The organism is Haladaptatus halobius, assembly GCF_020618475.1.
GTDB classification, from domain to species: domain Archaea; phylum Halobacteriota; class Halobacteria; order Halobacteriales; family Haladaptataceae; genus Haladaptatus; species Haladaptatus halobius.
Window position 1 is genome coordinate 895,910 of the sequence record NZ_CP085335.1, and the last position, 17,842, is coordinate 913,751.

At 63.9% G+C, this 17,842-nt stretch carries 21 protein-coding genes and 2 pseudogenes; 11 read left to right on the forward strand and 12 right to left on the reverse strand.

What is annotated here, in order from left to right; translation table 11 throughout:
* Positions 1-5: 5 nt before the first annotated feature.
* The gene (locus tag LIW51_RS05115; RefSeq protein ID WP_227376743.1) at positions 6-596 is read right to left on the reverse strand and encodes a class I SAM-dependent methyltransferase; all 591 of its coding nucleotides are present in this window, start codon (positions 594-596) and stop codon (positions 6-8) included.
* Positions 597-742: 146 nt separating this feature from the next.
* Between LIW51_RS05115 and LIW51_RS05120 the strand changes: the two genes are divergently transcribed.
* Entirely contained in the window at positions 743-1,300 is a 558-nt protein-coding gene (locus LIW51_RS05120; RefSeq protein ID WP_227376142.1) for a GNAT family N-acetyltransferase, read from the forward strand.
* 65 nt (positions 1,301-1,365) lie between these two features.
* Here LIW51_RS05120 and LIW51_RS05125 read toward each other — a convergent pair whose 3' ends face one another.
* Entirely contained in the window at positions 1,366-1,581 is a 216-nt protein-coding gene (locus LIW51_RS05125) for a hypothetical protein (protein ID WP_227376143.1), read from the reverse strand.
* Positions 1,582-1,692: 111 nt separating this feature from the next.
* Between LIW51_RS05125 and fen the strand changes: the two genes are divergently transcribed.
* The 3 genes from fen to LIW51_RS05140 all read left to right on the forward strand — a co-directional run bounded on the left by fen (position 1,693) and on the right by LIW51_RS05140 (position 3,318).
* Positions 1,693-2,673 carry a flap endonuclease-1 gene (gene fen, locus LIW51_RS05130; protein WP_227376144.1) on the forward strand — a complete coding sequence of 327 codons (981 nt, stop codon included), beginning with the start codon at positions 1,693-1,695 and terminating at the stop codon, positions 2,671-2,673.
* Between the two features lie 40 nt (positions 2,674-2,713).
* Positions 2,714-2,998, forward strand: coding sequence for a hypothetical protein (locus tag LIW51_RS05135; RefSeq protein WP_227376145.1), 285 nt, complete (start codon positions 2,714-2,716; stop codon positions 2,996-2,998).
* Between the two features lie 74 nt (positions 2,999-3,072).
* Positions 3,073-3,318 carry a BolA family protein gene (locus tag LIW51_RS05140; RefSeq protein ID WP_227376146.1) on the forward strand — a complete coding sequence of 82 codons (246 nt, stop codon included), beginning with the start codon at positions 3,073-3,075 and terminating at the stop codon, positions 3,316-3,318.
* A 92-nt stretch (positions 3,319-3,410) separates the two neighbouring features.
* Here LIW51_RS05140 and LIW51_RS05145 read toward each other — a convergent pair whose 3' ends face one another.
* Positions 3,411-3,734 (reverse strand): hypothetical protein, encoded by a 324-nt coding sequence (locus LIW51_RS05145; RefSeq protein ID WP_227376147.1) that lies wholly within the window; start codon positions 3,732-3,734, stop codon positions 3,411-3,413.
* Between the two features lie 260 nt (positions 3,735-3,994).
* Between LIW51_RS05145 and LIW51_RS05150 the strand changes: the two genes are divergently transcribed.
* A complete protein-coding gene (locus LIW51_RS05150; protein WP_227376148.1) occupies positions 3,995-5,407 on the forward strand; it encodes a class II fumarate hydratase in 1,413 nt (470 codons plus the stop codon).
* A 74-nt stretch (positions 5,408-5,481) separates the two neighbouring features.
* Here the strand turns inward: LIW51_RS05150 and LIW51_RS05155 are convergent, their stop codons facing one another.
* A complete protein-coding gene (locus LIW51_RS05155; protein WP_227376149.1) occupies positions 5,482-6,420 on the reverse strand; it encodes a hypothetical protein in 939 nt (312 codons plus the stop codon).
* Positions 6,421-6,598: 178 nt separating this feature from the next.
* On the opposite strand from LIW51_RS05155, the gene LIW51_RS05160 reads away from it, so the two are divergent.
* Together LIW51_RS05160 and LIW51_RS05165 are read left to right on the forward strand one after the other, a co-directional pair.
* Positions 6,599-7,060, forward strand: a complete 462-nt coding sequence (locus LIW51_RS05160; RefSeq protein ID WP_227376150.1) for a PH domain-containing protein — start codon at positions 6,599-6,601, stop codon at positions 7,058-7,060.
* Positions 7,057-8,538, forward strand: a complete 1,482-nt coding sequence (locus LIW51_RS05165) for a PH domain-containing protein (RefSeq protein ID WP_227376151.1) — start codon at positions 7,057-7,059, stop codon at positions 8,536-8,538. Before LIW51_RS05160 ends, LIW51_RS05165 begins: the two co-directional genes overlap by 4 nt.
* Here the strand turns inward: LIW51_RS05165 and LIW51_RS05170 are convergent, their stop codons facing one another.
* The 3 genes and pseudogenes from LIW51_RS05170 to LIW51_RS05175 form a co-directional block, all read right to left on the reverse strand.
* Positions 8,539-9,006, reverse strand: a complete 468-nt coding sequence (locus LIW51_RS05170) for a sensor histidine kinase (RefSeq protein ID WP_255767447.1) — start codon at positions 9,004-9,006, stop codon at positions 8,539-8,541.
* Positions 8,989-9,132 (reverse strand): annotated as a pseudogene (locus tag LIW51_RS38420) (histidine kinase dimerization/phospho-acceptor domain-containing protein); the annotation flags it as partial. The gene LIW51_RS05170 and the pseudogene LIW51_RS38420, both read right to left, overlap by 18 nt.
* Positions 9,133-9,144: 12 nt before the next feature.
* Positions 9,145-10,356, reverse strand: coding sequence for a PAS domain-containing response regulator (locus tag LIW51_RS05175; protein WP_227376152.1), 1,212 nt, complete (start codon positions 10,354-10,356; stop codon positions 9,145-9,147).
* Positions 10,357-10,632: 276 nt separating this feature from the next.
* On the opposite strand from LIW51_RS05175, the gene gatE reads away from it, so the two are divergent.
* Entirely contained in the window at positions 10,633-12,501 is a 1,869-nt protein-coding gene (gatE, locus tag LIW51_RS05180) for a Glu-tRNA(Gln) amidotransferase subunit GatE (RefSeq protein ID WP_227376153.1), read from the forward strand.
* A 96-nt stretch (positions 12,502-12,597) separates the two neighbouring features.
* A pseudogene (locus LIW51_RS05185) lies at positions 12,598-13,463 on the forward strand (formate/nitrite transporter family protein).
* Between the two features lie 46 nt (positions 13,464-13,509).
* Here LIW51_RS05185 and LIW51_RS05190 read toward each other — a convergent pair.
* From LIW51_RS05190 to LIW51_RS05210, 5 genes are all read right to left on the reverse strand, one after another.
* Positions 13,510-14,031 (reverse strand): HPP family protein, encoded by a 522-nt coding sequence (locus LIW51_RS05190; protein ID WP_227376155.1) that lies wholly within the window; start codon positions 14,029-14,031, stop codon positions 13,510-13,512.
* Between the two features lie 57 nt (positions 14,032-14,088).
* The gene (locus tag LIW51_RS05195; RefSeq protein ID WP_227376156.1) at positions 14,089-14,472 is read right to left on the reverse strand and encodes a universal stress protein; all 384 of its coding nucleotides are present in this window, start codon (positions 14,470-14,472) and stop codon (positions 14,089-14,091) included.
* Between the two features lie 89 nt (positions 14,473-14,561).
* Complete coding sequence (locus LIW51_RS05200) at positions 14,562-15,407, reverse strand: phosphatase PAP2 family protein (protein ID WP_227376157.1); 846 nt, start codon at positions 15,405-15,407, stop codon at positions 14,562-14,564.
* A gap of 26 nt (positions 15,408-15,433) precedes the next feature.
* Entirely contained in the window at positions 15,434-16,183 is a 750-nt protein-coding gene (locus tag LIW51_RS05205) for an RNA methyltransferase (protein WP_227376158.1), read from the reverse strand.
* Entirely contained in the window at positions 16,180-16,704 is a 525-nt protein-coding gene (locus tag LIW51_RS05210) for a DUF8114 family protein (protein WP_227376159.1), read from the reverse strand. The genes LIW51_RS05205 and LIW51_RS05210 overlap by 4 nt, the downstream gene beginning before the upstream one ends.
* A gap of 174 nt (positions 16,705-16,878) precedes the next feature.
* Between LIW51_RS05210 and LIW51_RS05215 the strand changes: the two genes are divergently transcribed.
* Together LIW51_RS05215 and LIW51_RS05220 are read left to right on the forward strand one after the other, a co-directional pair.
* Positions 16,879-17,292, forward strand: a complete 414-nt coding sequence (locus tag LIW51_RS05215; RefSeq protein ID WP_227376160.1) for a methyl-accepting chemotaxis protein — start codon at positions 16,879-16,881, stop codon at positions 17,290-17,292.
* Positions 17,208-17,795 (forward strand): methyl-accepting chemotaxis protein, encoded by a 588-nt coding sequence (locus tag LIW51_RS05220; RefSeq protein WP_255767185.1) that lies wholly within the window; start codon positions 17,208-17,210, stop codon positions 17,793-17,795. The genes LIW51_RS05215 and LIW51_RS05220 overlap by 85 nt, the downstream gene beginning before the upstream one ends.
* Positions 17,796-17,842: the final 47 nt, after the last annotated feature.

Sequence of the window (17,842 nt, forward strand, 5' to 3'; positions counted from 1 at the left end):
GGGGGTTATGGCGTTCCCGGTGTGCGTTTGACGCCCGCCACGGTGTAGTCGAAGCCCCGATTTCGAACTCGGGGGACGAGATTCGCATCGGAGAGCTTTCGAACCAACTCTTCGGGCGTGAAGAATCTGGAGTTCATGCCGACGAGATGTTCACCCCGGACGAGCAGTCTCCCCCGAATCGTCGCCGGATTGTACTCGCGGACGACGACGACGCCGAGCGGTCGGAGGACGCGGGCGATCTCCGAGAGGGTGGCCGTCGCGTTCCCGACGTGATGGAGGGCGTCGGAGATGACGACGGCGTCCGCCGATTCGGAACGGAGGGGCAATCGGGAGGCGTCTCCGCGCACGCAGTTGAGTCCGCGAGCGCGCGCCTGCGCGAGCATCTTCCCCGAGGCGTCGAGCACGATTCGCTCGTCGGCGTTGAGCGCCCTCGCGGCGCGTCCGGTTCCGCCGGCCACGTCCACGACGCGCTCCACGGGGCGCTCCGCCTGCGAGAGCCCCTCCGCGAGGATATCGGCGTCGGCGTCCGGCGAGAAGAGGTCGTAGAAGCGTGCGACGCGGTCGAAGTGGGATACGTCCCCGGTGGAACTCGACATGACGAGAGAGACGGCGGCTGGCGAGTAAAACTCGACGGGCGAAACGTACCGTCGAACGCGAGTCATCGTGCACGCTCGCCGAATCGCCGGGCGAACGGACGTGAACGGGCGTCAGACAGTATAGGCTCGCATCCGAACCGCTCGGTATGGAGTACGCGATACTAGGCTGGCCCGAGGACGAACCGACCCTCCGCCTCGACCACGAGTGGTTCAGCTACGCCGGCAAGTTCGTGATGTCGAACACGGGAAAGGCGGTGGTTCGAGAGGAGCAAGACGGGGCGGACAGCGAGGACGACGACCGAGGACGTATCATCGCCGCCATCGCGTTCAACGAGGACCGCACCGACGAGGAGACGATGTGGCTCCGGTACGTGACGGTGAGCGCGGAGCGACGTGGCGAGGGAATCGGCCCGAGACTGGCAAAATTCACGACGGAGCGGATTCGCGCTCGAAACTACCGGCGAGTGAAGATCGCGGTGAACAACCCGTTCGCGTACCAGGCGCTCTACCGGGCGGGGTTCGGTTTCACGGGCGAGGAGACCGGCATTGCGGAACTCGTGTTGGAAAATCCGTCCGAACGGTCGCGCGAGGCATATCGGGCCGGACTGGACGTATTCCGTGAGCGAGAGCTTTCGCCGGAGGAGGAGGCGTTTCTGACCGAGAAGGACGGTGCGAGTCCGCCAGAGATTTCTGACGCTCGGTGATGAGTTCGACACGAACGCTGCTCTTCGACTCCGATCGCCGGACGGGGCTTCCTTCCGAGCGTCGTTCACGGCTTGCCGTCGCTCGTTCTCGTCGTCCTCTTTCTCGAAAACACCGTCGCCCGCGGGTCGACGCCGTCTTCCGGAAGTGCGCTGGCGATGACGGGAGTGGTTGCGCCTCCGATCTGAAGCTCGTGAGCGTCCTGTTCGCGCTCTGGAGCGCCGTCATCTGGGTGGCGGCGGATTCGACACGTCCGCAACGTCATCCGACGGCTTGCCGTCATCTCCGTTGGAATTCCGGTGCTCGTCTCCGTCGGCGTGAGCGTGACGGGCGTTTCGATTCCGGCGTCGTCGGACGGTAGCTTTCAAGCCTATCCCGCCCTTACTTCCCGCAAATGGGTAATTCCGCACTGCGGCAGCTCGCCGCCATCGAGGAAGTCGGCTTCGACGAGTTGGACGGTTCGCTGGTGGCGGTGGACGCGCACAACTGGCTCTATCGCTATCTCACGACGACCGTGAAGTGGACGCGCGACGAGGTGTACACCACCGACGACGGCACCGAGGTGGCGAACCTCGTGGGCATCGTGCAGGGGCTTCCGAAGTTCTTCGAACACGACCTGACGCCCGTCTTCGTCTTCGACGGGCGCGTGACCGACCTGAAGAGCGACGAGATAGAGAGTCGGCGCGAACAGCGCGAGAAGTTGGAAGACCAACTGGAAGAAGCGCGCGAGGAGGGCGATACGATAGAGATCGCCCGGCTCGAAGCGCACACCCAGCGACTCACGCCCGTCATCCAGGAGACGACGCGGGAACTGCTCGACTTGCTCGACGTGCCGGTAATCGAAGCTCCCGCCGAGGGCGAAGCGCAAGCGGCGCACATGGCCCGGACGGGCGCGGTCAATTACACCGGAACCGAGGATTACGACGCCCTGCTCTTCGGCGCACCCCTCACGCTCAGGAAACTCACGAGCAAGGGCGACCCGGAGCTGATGGATTTCGACGCCACGCTCGCCGAGCACGACGTTACGTGGGAGCAACTGGTGGACATCGCCATCCTCTGCGGCACCGACTTCAACGAGGGACTCTCCGGCGTCGGACCGAAGACGGCGCTCTCGGCGGTCAAAGAACACGGCGACCTCTGGTCGGTTCTCGAAGACCTCGGCGAGTACATCGAGTACGCGGATCGCATCCGCGACTTGTTCCTCGACCCCGATATCACCGACAAGTACGAGTTCGACGCCGAGATGAACCCGGACATCGCGGCGGCGCGCGAGTACGTCACGGAGGAGTGGAAGGTGCACGAAAACGAGGTCGAGCGCGGGTTCGAGCGAATCGAGGAGAGCGTCACGCAGACCGGCCTCGACCAGTGGACGTAGGGCCGACACGTTGACGGAATCCGAGGCGGTATGCGGAGCCGTGACTGACGAACTATCGCCGAACGACCTCGCAGAGGGGATGACCGTCAGACTCGAATGGTCGCCGAAGAACGCGGGGGCCGGTGGAACCGCCGAAGGGGAGATAACTCGCGTCTGGCGACCCGACGACGACGTTCGGGAGTTCACCGTCCGGGCGGACGACACCCTCTGGAACGTCTACACCGAGTACCGAGACCCGCCGGTCGAGCGAGTCAATGAAGACGGCGACGAACCGGAGACGAAGACGGTCGGTCGACTCGATACGGTCGCCCTTCTGGGTCGCTGATTCGGGTTCGATTCCCCGGTCGCGTCGGAACCGATTCCGTCCATCTTTTGCTCTTCGACGAGAAACGTCTCACCATGAACGCGGACGAGGTCGCGGAACTCATCGAATCGGGATTCGAAGACGCCGACGTGACGGTCACTCACCCGCGCGGGAGCCACGACGAAGACCATCTCGCCGCGCTCGTCGTCTCCCCGACGTTTGAAGGGAAGACGCTGGTCGAACAACACCAGATGGTGTACGACGCGCTGGGCGACCACATGACGACGGATATCCACGCCCTCGAAGTGAAAACCTACACGCCCGAGGAGTACGAGGAGTAGCGAGACGAAAGCGGACGAGACTGGAACGCGAGAAGACGAGAAGGAGGGGAAAGATGGAGGACGAAACGAGAGGGGCGGGGGAGTGAGGCCGACTAGTGATTCGGAATCGACACGTCCGAGGTGTCGAGCGCGCGATTTCGCAACGTCTCGCCCTCTCGGTGTCGAACAGGTGTATCGCCTCTTCCGGCACGCGATCGACGACCTCCTGTCCCGCTTCGACGGTTCGCATCCCGCCGAGCGTGACCACGAAGGTTCGGCGCTCCTCCGCCGGTTGATCCGCCGTCGGCCGTCCCGTCGCCGATGACCCCTCGTCGCCCGCGTCGGCGAATTGGATGTAGACGTTGTTCTCGTTCCCCATCAGCTCGACCACGTCCACGACGGTTCGGAAGTCGTGGTCGCCGTCGCCGCCCGTCCACCAGTGTTGTACTTCGACTTTGTTTCCGCCGCCCCGTTACCGACGAGACAACCGGCGAGGCCCGCGGTGCCGGCCGCACCCGCGCAACCCGTTACTTTCAGATACTCCCCTTCGAAGGAGTCCTCCCTTATTTTTCTCAGTCTATTTCGTCATCGGGTTTATAACACCATGACGTAAATTGTGAAAAGATATGGGCAGTGGGTTCAGGGGACGGTGCCTTTCGATGGGTTTTACGCCCGCCCGCGACCACCCTCCGAACGCATGAGCGACGAGGATTACCGAATCGAGGAGGACAGCCTCGGGGAGATGCGGGTGCCCGCCGACGCCTACTGGGGCGCACAGACCCAGCGCGCGGTGGAGAACTTCCCCATCTCGGGCATCACGTTCGGGCGGCGGTTCGTCCGCGCGCTCGGCGTGGTGAAGAAGGCCGCCGCGCAGGCCAACCGCGACCTCGGGATGATAGAAGACGACGAGGCGGAGGTTATCATCGAGGCCGCGGACGAGGTCATCGGCGGCGAACACGACGACCAGTTCCCGGTCGATGTGTTCCAGACCGGTAGCGGCACCTCGACCAACATGAACGCCAACGAGGTCATCGCCAACCGCGCGGCCGAGATCTACGGAAGCGAGGTCGGGAACCGCGACATCCATCCGAACGACCACGTCAACTTCGGCCAGTCGAGCAACGACGTGATTCCGACCGTGATGCACGTCTCGGCGCTCGAAGCCGTCGAGAAGGACGTGCTCCCGGCGCTTGACGCCCTGCGCGAGGCGCTCGAAGAGAAGGAAGCGGAGTTCGACGGCGTGGTGAAGACGGGTCGCACCCATCTGCAGGACGCTACTCCGGTTCGACTCGGACAGGAGTTCGGCGGCTATCGGACGCAGGTCGAAAAGGGACTCGCCCGCGTCGACCACGTCAGAGACCACCTAAGCGAACTCGCGCTCGGTGGAACCGCGGTCGGGACGGGGCTGAACACCCACCCCGAGTTCCCTGAACTCGCGGCGGAGTACATCAGCGAGGAGACCGGCGTCGAGTTCCGCGAGGCGGACGACCACTTCGAGGCGCAGGCGGCCCACGACGCGATGGCCGAAGCGCACGGCGCGCTCCGCACGGTCGCGGGCTCACTCAATAAGATCGCCAACGACCTGCGACTGCTGGCGTCCGGTCCGCGAAATGGCCTCGGCGAGGTCGACCAACCCGAGAACCAGCCCGGCAGTTCCATCATGCCCGGGAAGATAAATCCCGTCGTCGCGGAGGCGGTTAATCAGGTTCACAAGCAGGTTGTCGGCAATGACACTGCGGTCGAGTACGGCGCGGCGGAGGGCCAACTCGACCTCAACCTCTACAAACCGGTGCTCGCGCACAACTTCCTCCAGTCCGCCGAAATCCTCTCGAACGCGAGCGAGGTGTTCGCCGAGAAGTTCGTCCGGAAACTGGAAGCCGACCGGGAGCACTGCGAGGAACAAGTCGAAGAGAGCATGGCGCTCGCCACCGCCCTCAACCCGCACATCGGCTACGACAAAGCAGCCGAAGCCGCGAAGACGGCGCTCAAAGAAGGAAAGACGGTTCGTCAAGTCGTCGTCGAGAAGGGCTACTTGAGCGAGGAGGAAGCGAACGAAGTTATCGACCCCGAAGCGATGACCCACCGCGGTATCCTCGGTCGGGACGAGTAGCGCGCTCGCCCCTCTTCGACCGCCATTGAAAACGGAGACGCGGTGAAAACGAGGACGCTACGACGAACGGGCGGTCAGAAGAGGTTCGTGAAGAACGACACCACCGAGTTTATCGCTGAGGCGAAGCCGTTCCATAGCTTATCGAGGAACGACTTGTTCTTCTTTGTGTTCACGCCGGACGTGCCCGTCGTGGTCGTGGACGTCGTCGTCGTTTCGCCACCCCCGCCGTTGCCCTTCGTCGTCTTCTTCGTGGTCGTCTGTTTCGACCCTGACTCGCACGCTTTGGTCGTTATCTTGACCGGCTTGTTCATCTTCAGTTGCGTCCGGGTCGGGTTGTTGATGTCTCCGGAGAGCACCTGCCACCTCTCCACGTTTCCGTTGTAGTTCCCGCCCGCGTCGGAGAGGAGCGCCTGCTTGTTGAACTTCGGGTGAATCGTGAACTCGAACTTGTCTCCGAGTCCGCGGTACACGGCGCCGTCCGCCCGCCCGCCCTGCCACGTCCAGTGGATGGTGGCCGTCGCCGTCTCCTTGCCGTTCCAGTTGCGGTGTTTCGAGTAGTCGAACGTGTCCCGGTTCGTCGGCCCGTCGTACTGGTCGTCCTTGATGACGAACTTCCCCTTGACGGGGAGGTTCGTGACGTTGAACGAGACCGCACCGCCGTTTCCGGCCTCCAGTTTGTCGTGTACCATCACGAGGCTCAGCCCCATCGGCCCCTTGTAGAGAAAGATGATGCTGGTGTTCTTGCGCTGGAGGCTCTCGGTACCGAAGGAGGCGTACTTGTACGACGACGGGTCGGTGTCGGGCGTTCGGTAGTCGTAGAACTGCTCGACGGGAAGTCCCGACATAGAGAGCGGTTGAATCGGGATGCATTTACCGTCCTGTTCGATGGTGTACTGCGTGTTACCGTCCGATTGGAGTGCACCTGCCGACGAGACACCCCCGAGTATCGCGGTGGAGGCGACGGTCGCCGAGATGAACCGGCGACGGCTAATTGTTGACGAGTTCTCGGTCATGCTGTCCACGAAGGATACGGTTTTCCGGCGTCTTTGTTCCACGCCGTCTGATTCGAATCAGCGCAGGTCGAACGAATCGGTAAGCACGTCTTTCCTCGCGGTAAGGCGACGATAATCCGGAGGTGGAGGCCGCTACGTCACGCCTACCTTTATACGGCATCTGTTTCGTAGTGTGGGTATGGAGACACTCGATTCCCGCGTCCGCATCGTCTGGCTCGCGGGCGTCCTCGTCGCCGCGGTGCTTGTCGGGGGTGCGCTAGTCGGTGTACAGCGGTTCCTCATTGAACTCGCGGTGTGGCTCGTTGCGGCCGCGACGCTCGCCGTGGTCGCTCTCGGCGCGGCCTACGTCGTCTTCAAGTACCGAGTCTGGCGGTTCGAGATACGCGACGACGACCTCTACCTCGAACGTGGCGTGTTCACGCGCGTCACAACCGTCGTCCCCTTCGTCAGGGTACAGCACGTGGACACGCAACGCGGACCTATCGAGCGACTCGTCGGCCTCGGAAGCGTCGTCGTGTACACCGCCGGGTCGCGCGGCGCCGACGTGACGATTCCGGGCCTCACGCCCGAGCGGGCGAGCGACCTCCAACGTCGTCTCCGGAACCTCGCCATCGAGAGCGAGTTCGAGGACGCCGTATGAAACTCCACCCGCTCTCGCTTCCCTACCGGGCGGTCACTCGGAGCGTGAGCGTCGGCTCGACCCTCCTTTTCGGCGGGTTAGCGCTAGCAGGAGCGGTGGAGTCTCTCACCGTCGTCACGGTCGTCGTACTGGTCGCGGTCGGACTGTCGCTCGCGGTCGGGTGGGAGTACGCCTACTACCGGCGGTTCGAGTACGTCCTCACCGCCAACTCGCTCGACATCGACTCCGGCGTCGTCTCGCGCCGCCGCCGAGAGATTCCGCTCCGGCGCGTGCAGAACGTGGATATCCGACGAAATGTCGTCCAGCGCGCGCTTGGACTCGCCGCCGTGAGCCTCGAAACCGCGGGCGGCGGCGACACGGAGGCGAGCCTTCGGTTCGTATCGGACGAGGAAGCGAGACGCCTCCAGCGCGAGATACAGCGCCGCAAACGGGGCGCGGTGGCGGACGAGGAGAGCGAACGACCGGAACCGGAGGCCGACCTCCTGTACGGAATCAGTTCGACGGAGCTACTCGTGCTCTCGGCCATCTCGCTCGAACCGCGCGTCTTCGGCCTCGTGTTCCTCGTCGTTCCGCTGTTGACGGACGCCGCGAACTCGCTCGGCGGACTGACGCTGCTGGTCGGACTCGCGCAACTGGCGGTCTCCGCGCTCGTGCTCTGGGTGGCGAGCGCGATGGTCACGTTCGCGCGCTACTACGATTTCCGGCTCACGCGGGTCGACGACGAACTTCGGTACGAACGCGGCCTGCTCCAGCGGTACGACGGGAGCATCCCCCTCGACAAGATCCAGACGCTCACCCTCCGCGAAAACCCGCTCATGCGACTCGCGGGATACGCGACGCTCTCGGTCGAGACGGCGGGCTACGCCCCCGGACAGGGCCCGTCCGGGGGGTCGGAAGCGGCGGTTCCGCTCGCAGTCCGCGGGCGCGTCCTCGCGCTGGCACACTCCATCGAGTCGTTCGACGACCCGACGTTCGAGCGACCGCCGGGGCGCACTCGCCGCCGCTACGCCGTTCGCTACGCGCTCGTCGTCGGTGGTCTGACGGCGCTGGCATACGGTTTCGACCGGTTCACCGGCCTGCTCGACTTCTGGTACGCGCTCCTCGCGCTTGTCGTGCTCGCGCCCGTCGCGGGACACTACCAGTGGAAACACCGCGGCTACTTCGTCGGCGACGACCACGTGCAGACGCGAAACGGGTTCTGGCGCAGGACGACGCACGTCGTCCCCTACTACCGGGTGCAGACCGTCGTCCAGCGGGAGACGATCTTCCAGCGTCGCTGGCGACTGGCGACGCTCGTCGTCGACACGGCGAGTTCGGTCGGCCTCGGCGGGCAGGACGCCCGCGCCGCGGACGTGGACGAGGGCGACGCGAGCGACCTGCGCGAACTGGTCGCGCGGCGATTGGGCCGACAGGTTCGACGCCGAAAGGCGCGGTTCCGCCGGAGGAACTCCGAATCGAAGCCGTCCCGCCGCGAGTGACTACTCCTCGGCGGTGTCGATATCGCGAACTTCGAAACGCGCACCGCCGAGTTCGCCATCGGTCGCGGTGAGCGTCCACCTGTGGGCGTCGGCGATCTGTTTCACGATGGAGAGTCCAAATCCCGTTCCTCCCTGCTCGGTCGAGAACCCGTCATCGAAGACCCTGTCGCGCTGCTCGGGAGGGATGCCGGAACCGTCGTCCCCCACAGCGAACCCGTCGCGTATCGCTTCGACGCGGACTTGCGAATCGTCCCCGGCGTGCGTGACCGCGTTGTCGAGCAGGTTTTCGAGGAGTTCGCGGAGACGGCTCTCGTCGGCGCGAATCGTCGGGAGTTCGTCGGCGACGTCGAGAGTCGCCGTCTCGCTCCCAGTTATCGACCACGCGTCGTGAACCGCGTCGCCGAGGCCGAGGGATTTCGTCTCGCCGACGACGCGTCCCTGCCGAGTGAGCGTCAGCAGGTCGGTGATGAGCGTGTCCATCCGGTCGAGCGCGAGCGATACATCCTCCAAGTGCTCCGAATCCCGCTCCCGGCGTTCGAGATCGGTTCTGACCTGCGCGATGTCGAGCGGATTGCGGAGGTCGTGGGAGACGACGCTGGCGAACTCTTAGAGGCGCTTGTTTTGCTGTTTCAGTTCCTGCTGGCGGTTTCTTCGTTCGGTCATGTCGTCGACGGTGGCGATGACGCGTTCTATGTCGCCGTCGGCCGACTGTATCGGTGCCGCGCTGATGGAGAGGAGGCGCCACTCGTCGCTCGGACTTTCATACCCCATCGGCATGCCTCGTATCGTCGCTCCGTCTTCGAACACCTCCAAGAGGGGGTTTTCGCCCGCCGAAAACGGGTTCCCTTCTTCGTCCGTCGTCGTCCACTGCGAGGAGTCGTAGGTTCGGTTCGTGATCTCTTCCTCGGTGACTTCGAGCAGTTCGACCACTCGTTCGTTGGCGCGCGTTATTTCGCCCTCCGAATTTATGACGAGGATGCCGACCGGACTCGTCTCGAACACTCGTTCGAGCAGTTCCTTCTCTCGGTGGTGCTCTTTCCGCATCTCGTTCGTTTCGGTCACGTCGCGGAAGTAGACGGACAGCCCCTCCTCCGACGGGTAGGCGTGGACTTTGAACAGCATGTCAAGCGGCGGGTAGTGCGCCTCGAACATCGTCGGTTCCTGCGTCTCCATCGCCTCCCGGTACTCGTCCTCGAACTGGCTGTTGAGCGCGTCGGTGAACTCGTCCCAGACAACTTTCCCGAGTAGCTCCTCTTCCGTCCTGCTCAGCAGTCGCTCACCTCGTTCGTTGAGATACGTGAATCGCCACTCCTCGTCGAGTGCGAAGAAGGCGTCCGTCACCCGTTCGTAGACGTTCCGCATCCGCTCTTGGTACTCCGTCGCGGCGCGTTCCGCCCGGTAGCGGCCGACGACGTTCTCGATGCGGTTCGCCAGCACCGTGTACTGATCAGCGCCGCCACCTTTCTGGAGATAGTCGGTGACGCCCGCGGAGATGGCTTCGCTCGCTATCTCCTCGCTCCCTTTACCAGTAAAGAGGATGAACGGGAGGCGCGGAAAGCGGTCTCGAACCACCTCCAGAAATTCGAGTCCGTTCATCGCGCCCATGTCGAAGTCGCTGACGATGCAATCGACGGAGAGGTCGTCGTCGAGGCTGGCGAGCGCCGCCGTCGGGTCGGTCTCGGTGTGAACGACCGCGTCCGTGAGATGTTTCGTCAGAAGGGATTCGGAAAGCCGAACGCGAGCCGGATCGTCGTCCACGTGAAGCACCCGGATGGGCGTATCACCGCCGAATCCGTTCGCCCCCAGGATACCAGTCATACGGGAGTAACGTTTTTCTTCATGTTTAAATCCACGGGCCATTCGACGACCGCTGAAGCTTCACGTCGGAAATACCGTGAGACGGACGATAACGCATGTAGTCCGCATCTATAGCTGAGTGGGAAAATTGGATAATCCGATGGTGTATTAGTAGGAATTACGTGTATCGTATCTTATCGTTCGTGGGCATCGGACGGCTCGTTCGACGGCCGTAGCGATGGGAGAACTCGCCCGAACTGAACGGTTTTTTACCCCTCCGCGTCTCACGTGCGACCAATGAGCGAGTACGATTACGCGGATCTCGGTCTGGTGGCGGGATTGGAGATCCACCAGCAGCTCGACACCGAGACGAAGCTGTTCTGCGAGTGTCCGACCGACCTGCGCGAACCGGACGACGCGGCGCGGACGTTCACCCGATACCTCCACCCGACGAGGAGCGAACTCGGCGAGATAGACAAGGCGGCCCTCGAAGAGAGCCAGATCGACCGCGAGTTCGAGTATCTGGCGTACGACACGACCTGCCTCGTGGAGGAGGACGACGAACCGCCGCACCGACTGGACAAAGAAGCGCGAGAGGTCGTCCTCGAAATCGCACAACTGCTCGACATGGACGTGGTCGATCAGGCGCACGTCATGCGGAAGATAGTCGTGGACGGCTCGAACACGTCGGGGTTCCAGCGGTCGACGCTCGTCGCTACCGACGGCGAGATAGAGACGAGCGACGGCCCGGTCGGCGTCGAAGACCTGATGTTAGAAGAGGAGAGCGCCCAGCGCGTCGAAGAGCGCGACGACGGCGTCCTCTACAGCCTCGACCGCCTCGGCATTCCGCTCGTGGAGATCGGCACGAGCCCGGACATCCGATCCCCGGAGCAAGCCCGCGAAGCCGCCGAACGAATCGGAATGCTCCTGCGCTCGACCGGACACGTCAAACGCGGTCTCGGCACCATCCGACAGGACGTGAACGTCTCCATCGCAGAGGGTGCGCGCGTTGAGATGAAAGGCGTTCAGAGCCTCGATGACATCGACGACCTCGTTCGACTCGAAGTCGGACGACAGGTCGAACTGCTCGCCATCAGCGACGAACTCCGGTCGCTCGACGCGGCGGTCGGCGACACGCGGAACGTGAGCGGGGTGTTCGAAGACACTGACAGCGGCGTCATCCGAGGCGCCCTCGACGGCGGCGGCAAAGTCACGGCCGTCCCCCTCTTCGACTTCGACGGACTCGTCGGTCGGGAGATTCAACCCGACCGCCGCCTCGGCACCGAACTCTCCGACCACGCCAAGCGCCACGGCGCGGGGGGTATCTTCCACACCGACGAACTCCCGGCCTACGGCGTGACCGAGGCGGAAGTCGACGCCCTTCGAGAGGCGGTCGGCGCGGGCGACGAGGACGCGGTCGCCATCGTCGCCGCCGCCCCCGAGATCGCCGATAGTGCTATCGAAGCCGCCGCCGCCCGAGCCGAGGTCGCCATCGAGGGCGTGCCGGAGGAAACCCGCGGCGCGAACGAGGACGGGACCTCGCGCTACCTCCGACCGCTCCCCGGCGCGGCGCGGATGTACCCCGAGACCGACGTGCCGCCGGTCGACCTCGACCCGACCGAGGTGGAGACGCCCGAACTGCTCACCGAGAAGGTCGACCGCTACCGGTCCGAGTTCTCGCTCGACGCCGGACTCGCCGAACAGGTCGCATACGGTCGCCGGATGCCCCTGTTCGAGCGCGCGGTCGAGACGGGCGCAGACCCGACGTTCGTCGCCGGACTGGTCGAGAGCACGGTGACGGAACTCCGGCGCGACGACGTGCCGGTCGAGAATCTGGACGACGACGATTTCCTCGGCGTTGTCGAACTCGTCACGGAGGGCGACTTGGCGAAGGAGGGCGTCAACGACGTGCTGACGCTGCTCGCGGAGAACCCGCAGTTGTCGCCCGAAGAGGCGGTCGAGAAAGCGGGCCTCGCGGGCGTCGGCGAGGACGAAGTCCGCGACGCGGTCGTCACGGTCGTGGAGCGCAACGAAGAACAGGTCGAAGCGGAGGGGATGGCGGCGTTCTCGGGCCTGATGGGTGAGTGCATGGGTCAGCTCCGCGGGAAAGCCGACGGCGACCTCGTGAGCCAGATCTTGCGCGAGGAAATTCAACGGCGCGTCTGACCCGCCGTCTTCGCCAGCAGGGTTTTGTCGAACCGAACCGACACTCCGATCGAGAATGGTTCAGCCGAGTCCGTCTCGTTATCGCGGTGATGATGGATGAGTTCGAACCCGGACGTCGACCCGTCTGGGGCGACGCTGTCCTACGGCAATATCCTCGAACGCGAGATAAAAATGCGCTGAAGGAGATGGATCGCCCCTCGAAGGGACTGTTCCTCTCGGGGCTCGCCGCCGGTCTCAACGTGAGTTTCGGCGCGCTATTCATGGGGATGGTGCTGACGTTCTCGCCGTCGTTTCCGTCCCCGCTCGTCGAACAGTTCCTGCTGGCGCTCGCGTCGTCCATCGGTTTCCTGTTCGTCGTCCTCGGTCAGACGGAACTGTTCACGGCCCACACCACGATGGGCGTCCTGCCGGTGCTCGACGGACGAGCGTCTCGCACCGACCTCGGCGAACTCTGGGGCGTCGTTTACGTCTCGAATCTCGTCGGATGCGTGCTCTTCGCGGGCCTCATCACGGTTCTCGGGCCGCCGCTCGACATCGCGGAACCCGCCGCGTTCGGAACCCTTGCGAACGCGCTCGTCCCGCTCCCGGCGTGGGTCATCTTCTTCAGCGGAGTCATAGCGGGGTGGCTCATGGGGCTGGTGACGTGGCTCGTCGCCGCCAGCCGCGACACGGTGAGCCGAATTCTGTTCGTCGTCATCGTCACGACGAGTATCGGGTTCGGGCCGTTTCACCACTGCCTCTTGGGGACGACGGACGTACTGTCGGCGATGTTCATGGGTCAGGGCGTTACGCTCGGCGAATTCAGCCATTTCCTCGTCTGGACGACGCTCGGGAACGTGGTCGGGGGAACCGTGTTCGTCGCCCTCGTGAACTACGGTCACGTCGCGCTCTCCGAGGAGTACCGGGCACGACGGAACGACGCCGACGAGGAAAACGGCACGTTCACTGGCGACGTCGAGTAGGACGCTACCGGTACCGGCTAATTTCGGTAAATTCGTGAAGGAACCGTCATCGCTCCAGATAGGTGCTCTCGAAGGCGTCGAACCCCGCCGTGATGCGGTCAGCCGTCAGCAGGAGACGCTGCACGGCGACGAGCGCGAGCACCGCCGCGAGTATTGTCACTCCTTCGACGAGGGTCGACAGGAGCCCAAGGGAGACGATGAGGGTCGTCGCACACGCTGGCGGATGGCGGACACGGAAGAGCAGCATACCCGCCACGGTGAGGAAGACGGCGACGCCGCTACTGGCGGCGAGGCGGAGGCCGGGAACGGAGAGGGGAGCGACCGGCGTCGCCATCGTCAGTCCGGCCGCGAAGACGGAGTACGCGAGCAGTCCGGCGACCACGCCGATGGCGTGACTGCCGACCACCCGTCGAGTGTCGCTGGCCTCGCTCTCGGGGAACATCGCCAGCACGAACGCGGACGGCTCAAGGCTGGGAAACAGGACGGGAAAGCCCGTCATCCACGCGAACGCGCCGAGCACCGCGACGAGAAAACCCGTATGGAGACTCGTCGCCAGCCGACCGTCCATATCCCCATTCCGTTCGTCAGGCAGTAAAACGACTCGATATCGGTCACCTCTCGGCCACTATCGAACGACCGTCACCGGAACCGGCGAGTTTCGGACGACGGTTTCGGCCACGCTCCCGAGCAACATCCGCGAAACTCCCGTCCGTCCGTGGCTTCCCACGAACAGTTGGTCGACATCGTTCTCGGCGGCGAACAGGACGACCATTTCGGCGGTGTCGCCCGATTCGACCGTCGTCTCAATAGATACGCCGTGCTCGGCGGCCGTCTCCCGCACCCAGTCGAAGATTTCGTCGGCGTCGTCTCCCTCGCCATAGCTCGCTTGGAGCGGGTCGCTGACGTGGATGGCGACGACGCTGTCCTCGGGAAACAGCCGAAGGACGTGGTCGAGCGCGGCTCTCGCCGGTTCCGAGTCGTCCACCGCGACGAGCAGTCGTCTAGTCACGGGTGCGACGACGGTTTGGAGGTACGTAACGTTGTTCCGTTTCGGCGGGAGCCCCGTCGGGACGACTGCCGATTTTCGTTAGGTGCCCTCTATCGTCCGGTGGTTCGACGAACTGCCGCCATCGCCTCGCGCGAGACGACCGACCACCGGGGTTCGCTGACCTTCTGGGAGAGGTAGTACGCGCACGCGACGAGCACCACGGCGAAGGCCGCGTCGGTCAGCCAGTGGACGCCGAGGTAGATCGTCGAGAAGACGATGGCCATCGCAAGCACCGCGGTCGTGTAGGCGTACGCCGTGTCAGCCTTCCGGGCGTACAGCGCCGCGAGTACCGACAGGCCGGTGTGGAGGCTCGGGAACGCCTTCACCAGCGTGTCGGTCGAGTGGATGCCGTACTGGATGGCGGGGCTGAGTTCGTACATCAGCGGTTCGACCGTCGTCAGGTAGAGCGACGACACCTTCACCGGAAACAGGAGGAAGAAGGGTACGGCTAACAGGACGAGGAAGACGTACGCCAGCGCGTATCGCTGGGCTTCCTCTTCGTCGTGTACCTTCAGCTTGAAGTACGTGAAGAGCACGACGAACGGGAAACCGACGAGGTAGATCGCGGTGAACGCGACCGTCAGCGGCGTCGAGGCGATTCCCTGAAAGGTCGCCACGGTCGCTCCCTCGATGGCGTACACGACGCCCGTGAACGTTCGTCCGACGTGGAAGTGGAGGGCGAGCGTGTTCACGATGTTCGTGACGACCCACGCGACGCCGAGGTACTTCCAGTCCGTCTTGAGGAAGTCACTAAACAGCGTTCGGATGCGCGCGTCGGGGAGGAACACTTGTTTCCCGACAAGCAGCAGCAGGACGCTCGGAACCGCGACGAGCAGGGTGAACTGCGTCCCGAGCGGGAGGGAGTGGAAGTGGAGGGCGGACAGCATGTTACTCATTACTGAGACGACACGACATAAAGTAGTTACCTATCGTACCGAGTGCTTCGGCGCGAGTCGGACGACCCTGCGCGCCGACTCGCCTGTCGAACGATACCGCGGAGCGTGGAGATCTCTCGACCGGTCGGGTGTGCGCGCCCGACGAGTCGGCGGATCATCCGCAAGGCTTTCTCCCGTTTCTCCTCGGGATGGTCGACGCTATCGAGGAGATCGGCGAACGTCTCGTAGAACCCCTCGATAGCCCGTTCGTCCGCGCGTTCGCGTTCCACGTCCGGAAGTTGGCGGTCGTCGACCGTCAGGTCGCGCAGTTCGTACAGCGTGACGGTGGCTGCCTGTCCGAGGTTCAGCGAGGGGTAGGCCGCGCTCGCGGGAATCGCGCATACTTCGTCGACGCGCGACAGCTCCTCGTTCGTCAGACCGTCCGACTCGCGCCCGAAGACGAGGACGGTGTCCGTCTCGACCGCGGCGAGAGTCTCGGCCAGTCGGCAGGGCGTGGTGAACGGAAACCGGACGTGGCGTCCGTCGTTCTCGTTCGTCGTCGCCGTCATCCCGACCGTGTGGTAGTTTGCGACTAGCTCGTCGAACGTCACCTCGTCGTAGTTCGGAAGCACGTCGTTCCGGGCTTGCCCGGCGAACCCGTACGCTTCGCTGTCGCGCCCGAACTCCGGCGGGTTCACCAGTTTCAGGTCGTGGAGACCGAAGTTCTTCATGGCCCGCGCGATGGTGCCGATGTTGCCGGGCGTCTTCGGCTCGACGATAGCGACGGCCGGTTTCATCCCGGGTAGTCCTGTGAGAAATCCACGTCGCGGAGGTCTATCTTCTCCTTCTCGTCCTCCGGAAGCTCGACGTTCATCGCTTCGAGGTCGGGTTCCGGCGGCTCCGGCAGGTCGTCGGGGTCTGTATCGACGTGTTCCATCTCGCCGTACCCCTCCGGCGCACGTCCGCCGTCGGCGAACCACTCGTGGAACTCGTCTTGGAGTTCCGCCTCGCCCCGGAACCGTTCGCCGCGCTCTTCGAAGTACCAGTAGAGGAAGTCCGATTCGTGTTCCGCACAGACCGCTATCTCCGCCAAGGGTTCGCCGTACACGACCTCGGTCACGTTACACTGCTGTAGGTTCTCGTCCCCGTGAATCAGCCAGCAGGCGTCGCAGGGTGATCCGACGAGGGCCGACAGGCGCGCGAGTCGTTTCCGCGTATCGGTGGACATCTCGTCCATCGGTCGGTAGTTCCCCTCGTCGGTGAACACCTCCTCCTCGTCGAATCGCCAGCCACGAAGCCCAATGCTCACTTTACCCATCACGTTCCCGTAGCGACCGGAAGACCAAAAAATGCGTGTCTGCGTCGTCGGTGCCGGTACCGGGGTTCTCACGGCGAATCTCTCCTCGTACCGCTCTCCGGGACTTCGATTCTCACCGCGCGCCCCAATATAATATCTGATAAATTATATGTCGTGCGAGTAGAAAGTCCCGCCATGGCACAACCGGCGCCCCGAGATAGAGCCGAGATAGAACTGGACGAAACGGTCGAAGACGAACTTCTCGATACGGAGTACGACGACGAGGACGCGAACGAAGCGCGCGACGGACTGCTCGAACTGTACGAGTCCTCGGAGGAGATAGCCGAGAGCGTCGGCGAGATCGCCGCGCTCTCGACCGACCAGTCCACCGGGATGCGAACCGTTGCGACGGAGGTGTCGGAACTGAGCGCGGCGATCCAGCAGGTCGCGGCGTCGGCGGAGCAGGTGTCCACCGCGAGCGAGCGAAGGACGGACAGCTATCCGCCGAAGACGTCGGTGCGGCGATGGAGGCGATACGGGAACTCGCCGGGAACGTCACCTGGGACGTGTACACGATTCGAAACGGTATCGGGGAGATTGAGAAGATAACCGAGGTCATCAACACCATCGCCGACCAGACGAACCTCCTCGCGCTGAACACGTCCATCGAGATCGCCCGCGCCGGGGATGCGGGATGCGGATTCGGGGTCGTCGCCGACGAGATAAAAGCGTTGGCGACGCAGTCGCAGGAACAAGCCGGGGATATCGAACGGATGGTGACGCAGATTCAGGACGACGCCGAAAGCGCGGTTACGCGACTCGACGAAGGCGAATCGCAGATAAATGCGAGCGTCGAGCGAATCGACGAGACGATGGAGATCCTCGACGAGATCGGCGACGCGGTCGAGGAAGCGACGCTCGGTATTGAGGAGGTCGCGGACGCGACCGACGAGCAGGCTGCGAGCGCGGAGGAAGTCGCGTCGATGATAGACCAGACCGCACAAAATGCGAGCGATATCGGGGACGAAGCGGGCGAAGTCGCCGTCGCCGTCGAGGAGCAGACGATGGTGATTCGGGACGTAAACGACGCGATGAACGAGGTGGTGGACTGAACGATCGGCACGAACCGAATTTTTATCACCACCTACTTCCATCGGTT

What these genes read in the sequence shown, in the direction of transcription:
- gatE (WP_227376153.1), top strand. Translation starts at nt 10,633, where the DNA reads ATGAGCGAGTACGATTACGCGGATCTCGGTCTGGTGGCGGGATTGGAG.
- LIW51_RS05190 (WP_227376155.1), bottom strand. Translation starts at nt 14,031, where the DNA reads ATGGACGGTCGGCTGGCGACGAGTCTCCATACGGGTTTTCTCGTCGCG.
- LIW51_RS05205 (WP_227376158.1), bottom strand. Translation starts at nt 16,183, where the DNA reads ATGAAACCGGCCGTCGCTATCGTCGAGCCGAAGACGCCCGGCAACATC.
- LIW51_RS05150 (WP_227376148.1), top strand. Translation starts at nt 3,995, where the DNA reads ATGAGCGACGAGGATTACCGAATCGAGGAGGACAGCCTCGGGGAGATG.
- LIW51_RS05155 (WP_227376149.1), bottom strand. Translation starts at nt 6,420, where the DNA reads ATGACCGAGAACTCGTCAACAATTAGCCGTCGCCGGTTCATCTCGGCG.
- LIW51_RS05140 (WP_227376146.1), top strand. Translation starts at nt 3,073, where the DNA reads ATGAACGCGGACGAGGTCGCGGAACTCATCGAATCGGGATTCGAAGAC.
- LIW51_RS05215 (WP_227376160.1), top strand. Translation starts at nt 16,879, where the DNA reads ATGGCACAACCGGCGCCCCGAGATAGAGCCGAGATAGAACTGGACGAA.
- LIW51_RS05160 (WP_227376150.1), top strand. Translation starts at nt 6,599, where the DNA reads ATGGAGACACTCGATTCCCGCGTCCGCATCGTCTGGCTCGCGGGCGTC.
- LIW51_RS05165 (WP_227376151.1), top strand. Translation starts at nt 7,057, where the DNA reads ATGAAACTCCACCCGCTCTCGCTTCCCTACCGGGCGGTCACTCGGAGC.
- LIW51_RS05210 (WP_227376159.1), bottom strand. Translation starts at nt 16,704, where the DNA reads ATGGGTAAAGTGAGCATTGGGCTTCGTGGCTGGCGATTCGACGAGGAG.
- fen (WP_227376144.1), top strand. Translation starts at nt 1,693, where the DNA reads ATGGGTAATTCCGCACTGCGGCAGCTCGCCGCCATCGAGGAAGTCGGC.
- LIW51_RS05120 (WP_227376142.1), top strand. Translation starts at nt 743, where the DNA reads ATGGAGTACGCGATACTAGGCTGGCCCGAGGACGAACCGACCCTCCGC.
- LIW51_RS05125 (WP_227376143.1), bottom strand. Translation starts at nt 1,581, where the DNA reads ATGACGGCAAGCCGTCGGATGACGTTGCGGACGTGTCGAATCCGCCGC.
- LIW51_RS05175 (WP_227376152.1), bottom strand. Translation starts at nt 10,356, where the DNA reads ATGACTGGTATCCTGGGGGCGAACGGATTCGGCGGTGATACGCCCATC.
- LIW51_RS05220 (WP_255767185.1), top strand. Translation starts at nt 17,208, where the DNA reads ATGGAGGCGATACGGGAACTCGCCGGGAACGTCACCTGGGACGTGTAC.
- LIW51_RS05200 (WP_227376157.1), bottom strand. Translation starts at nt 15,407, where the DNA reads ATGAGTAACATGCTGTCCGCCCTCCACTTCCACTCCCTCCCGCTCGGG.
- LIW51_RS05115 (WP_227376743.1), bottom strand. Translation starts at nt 596, where the DNA reads ATGTCGAGTTCCACCGGGGACGTATCCCACTTCGACCGCGTCGCACGC.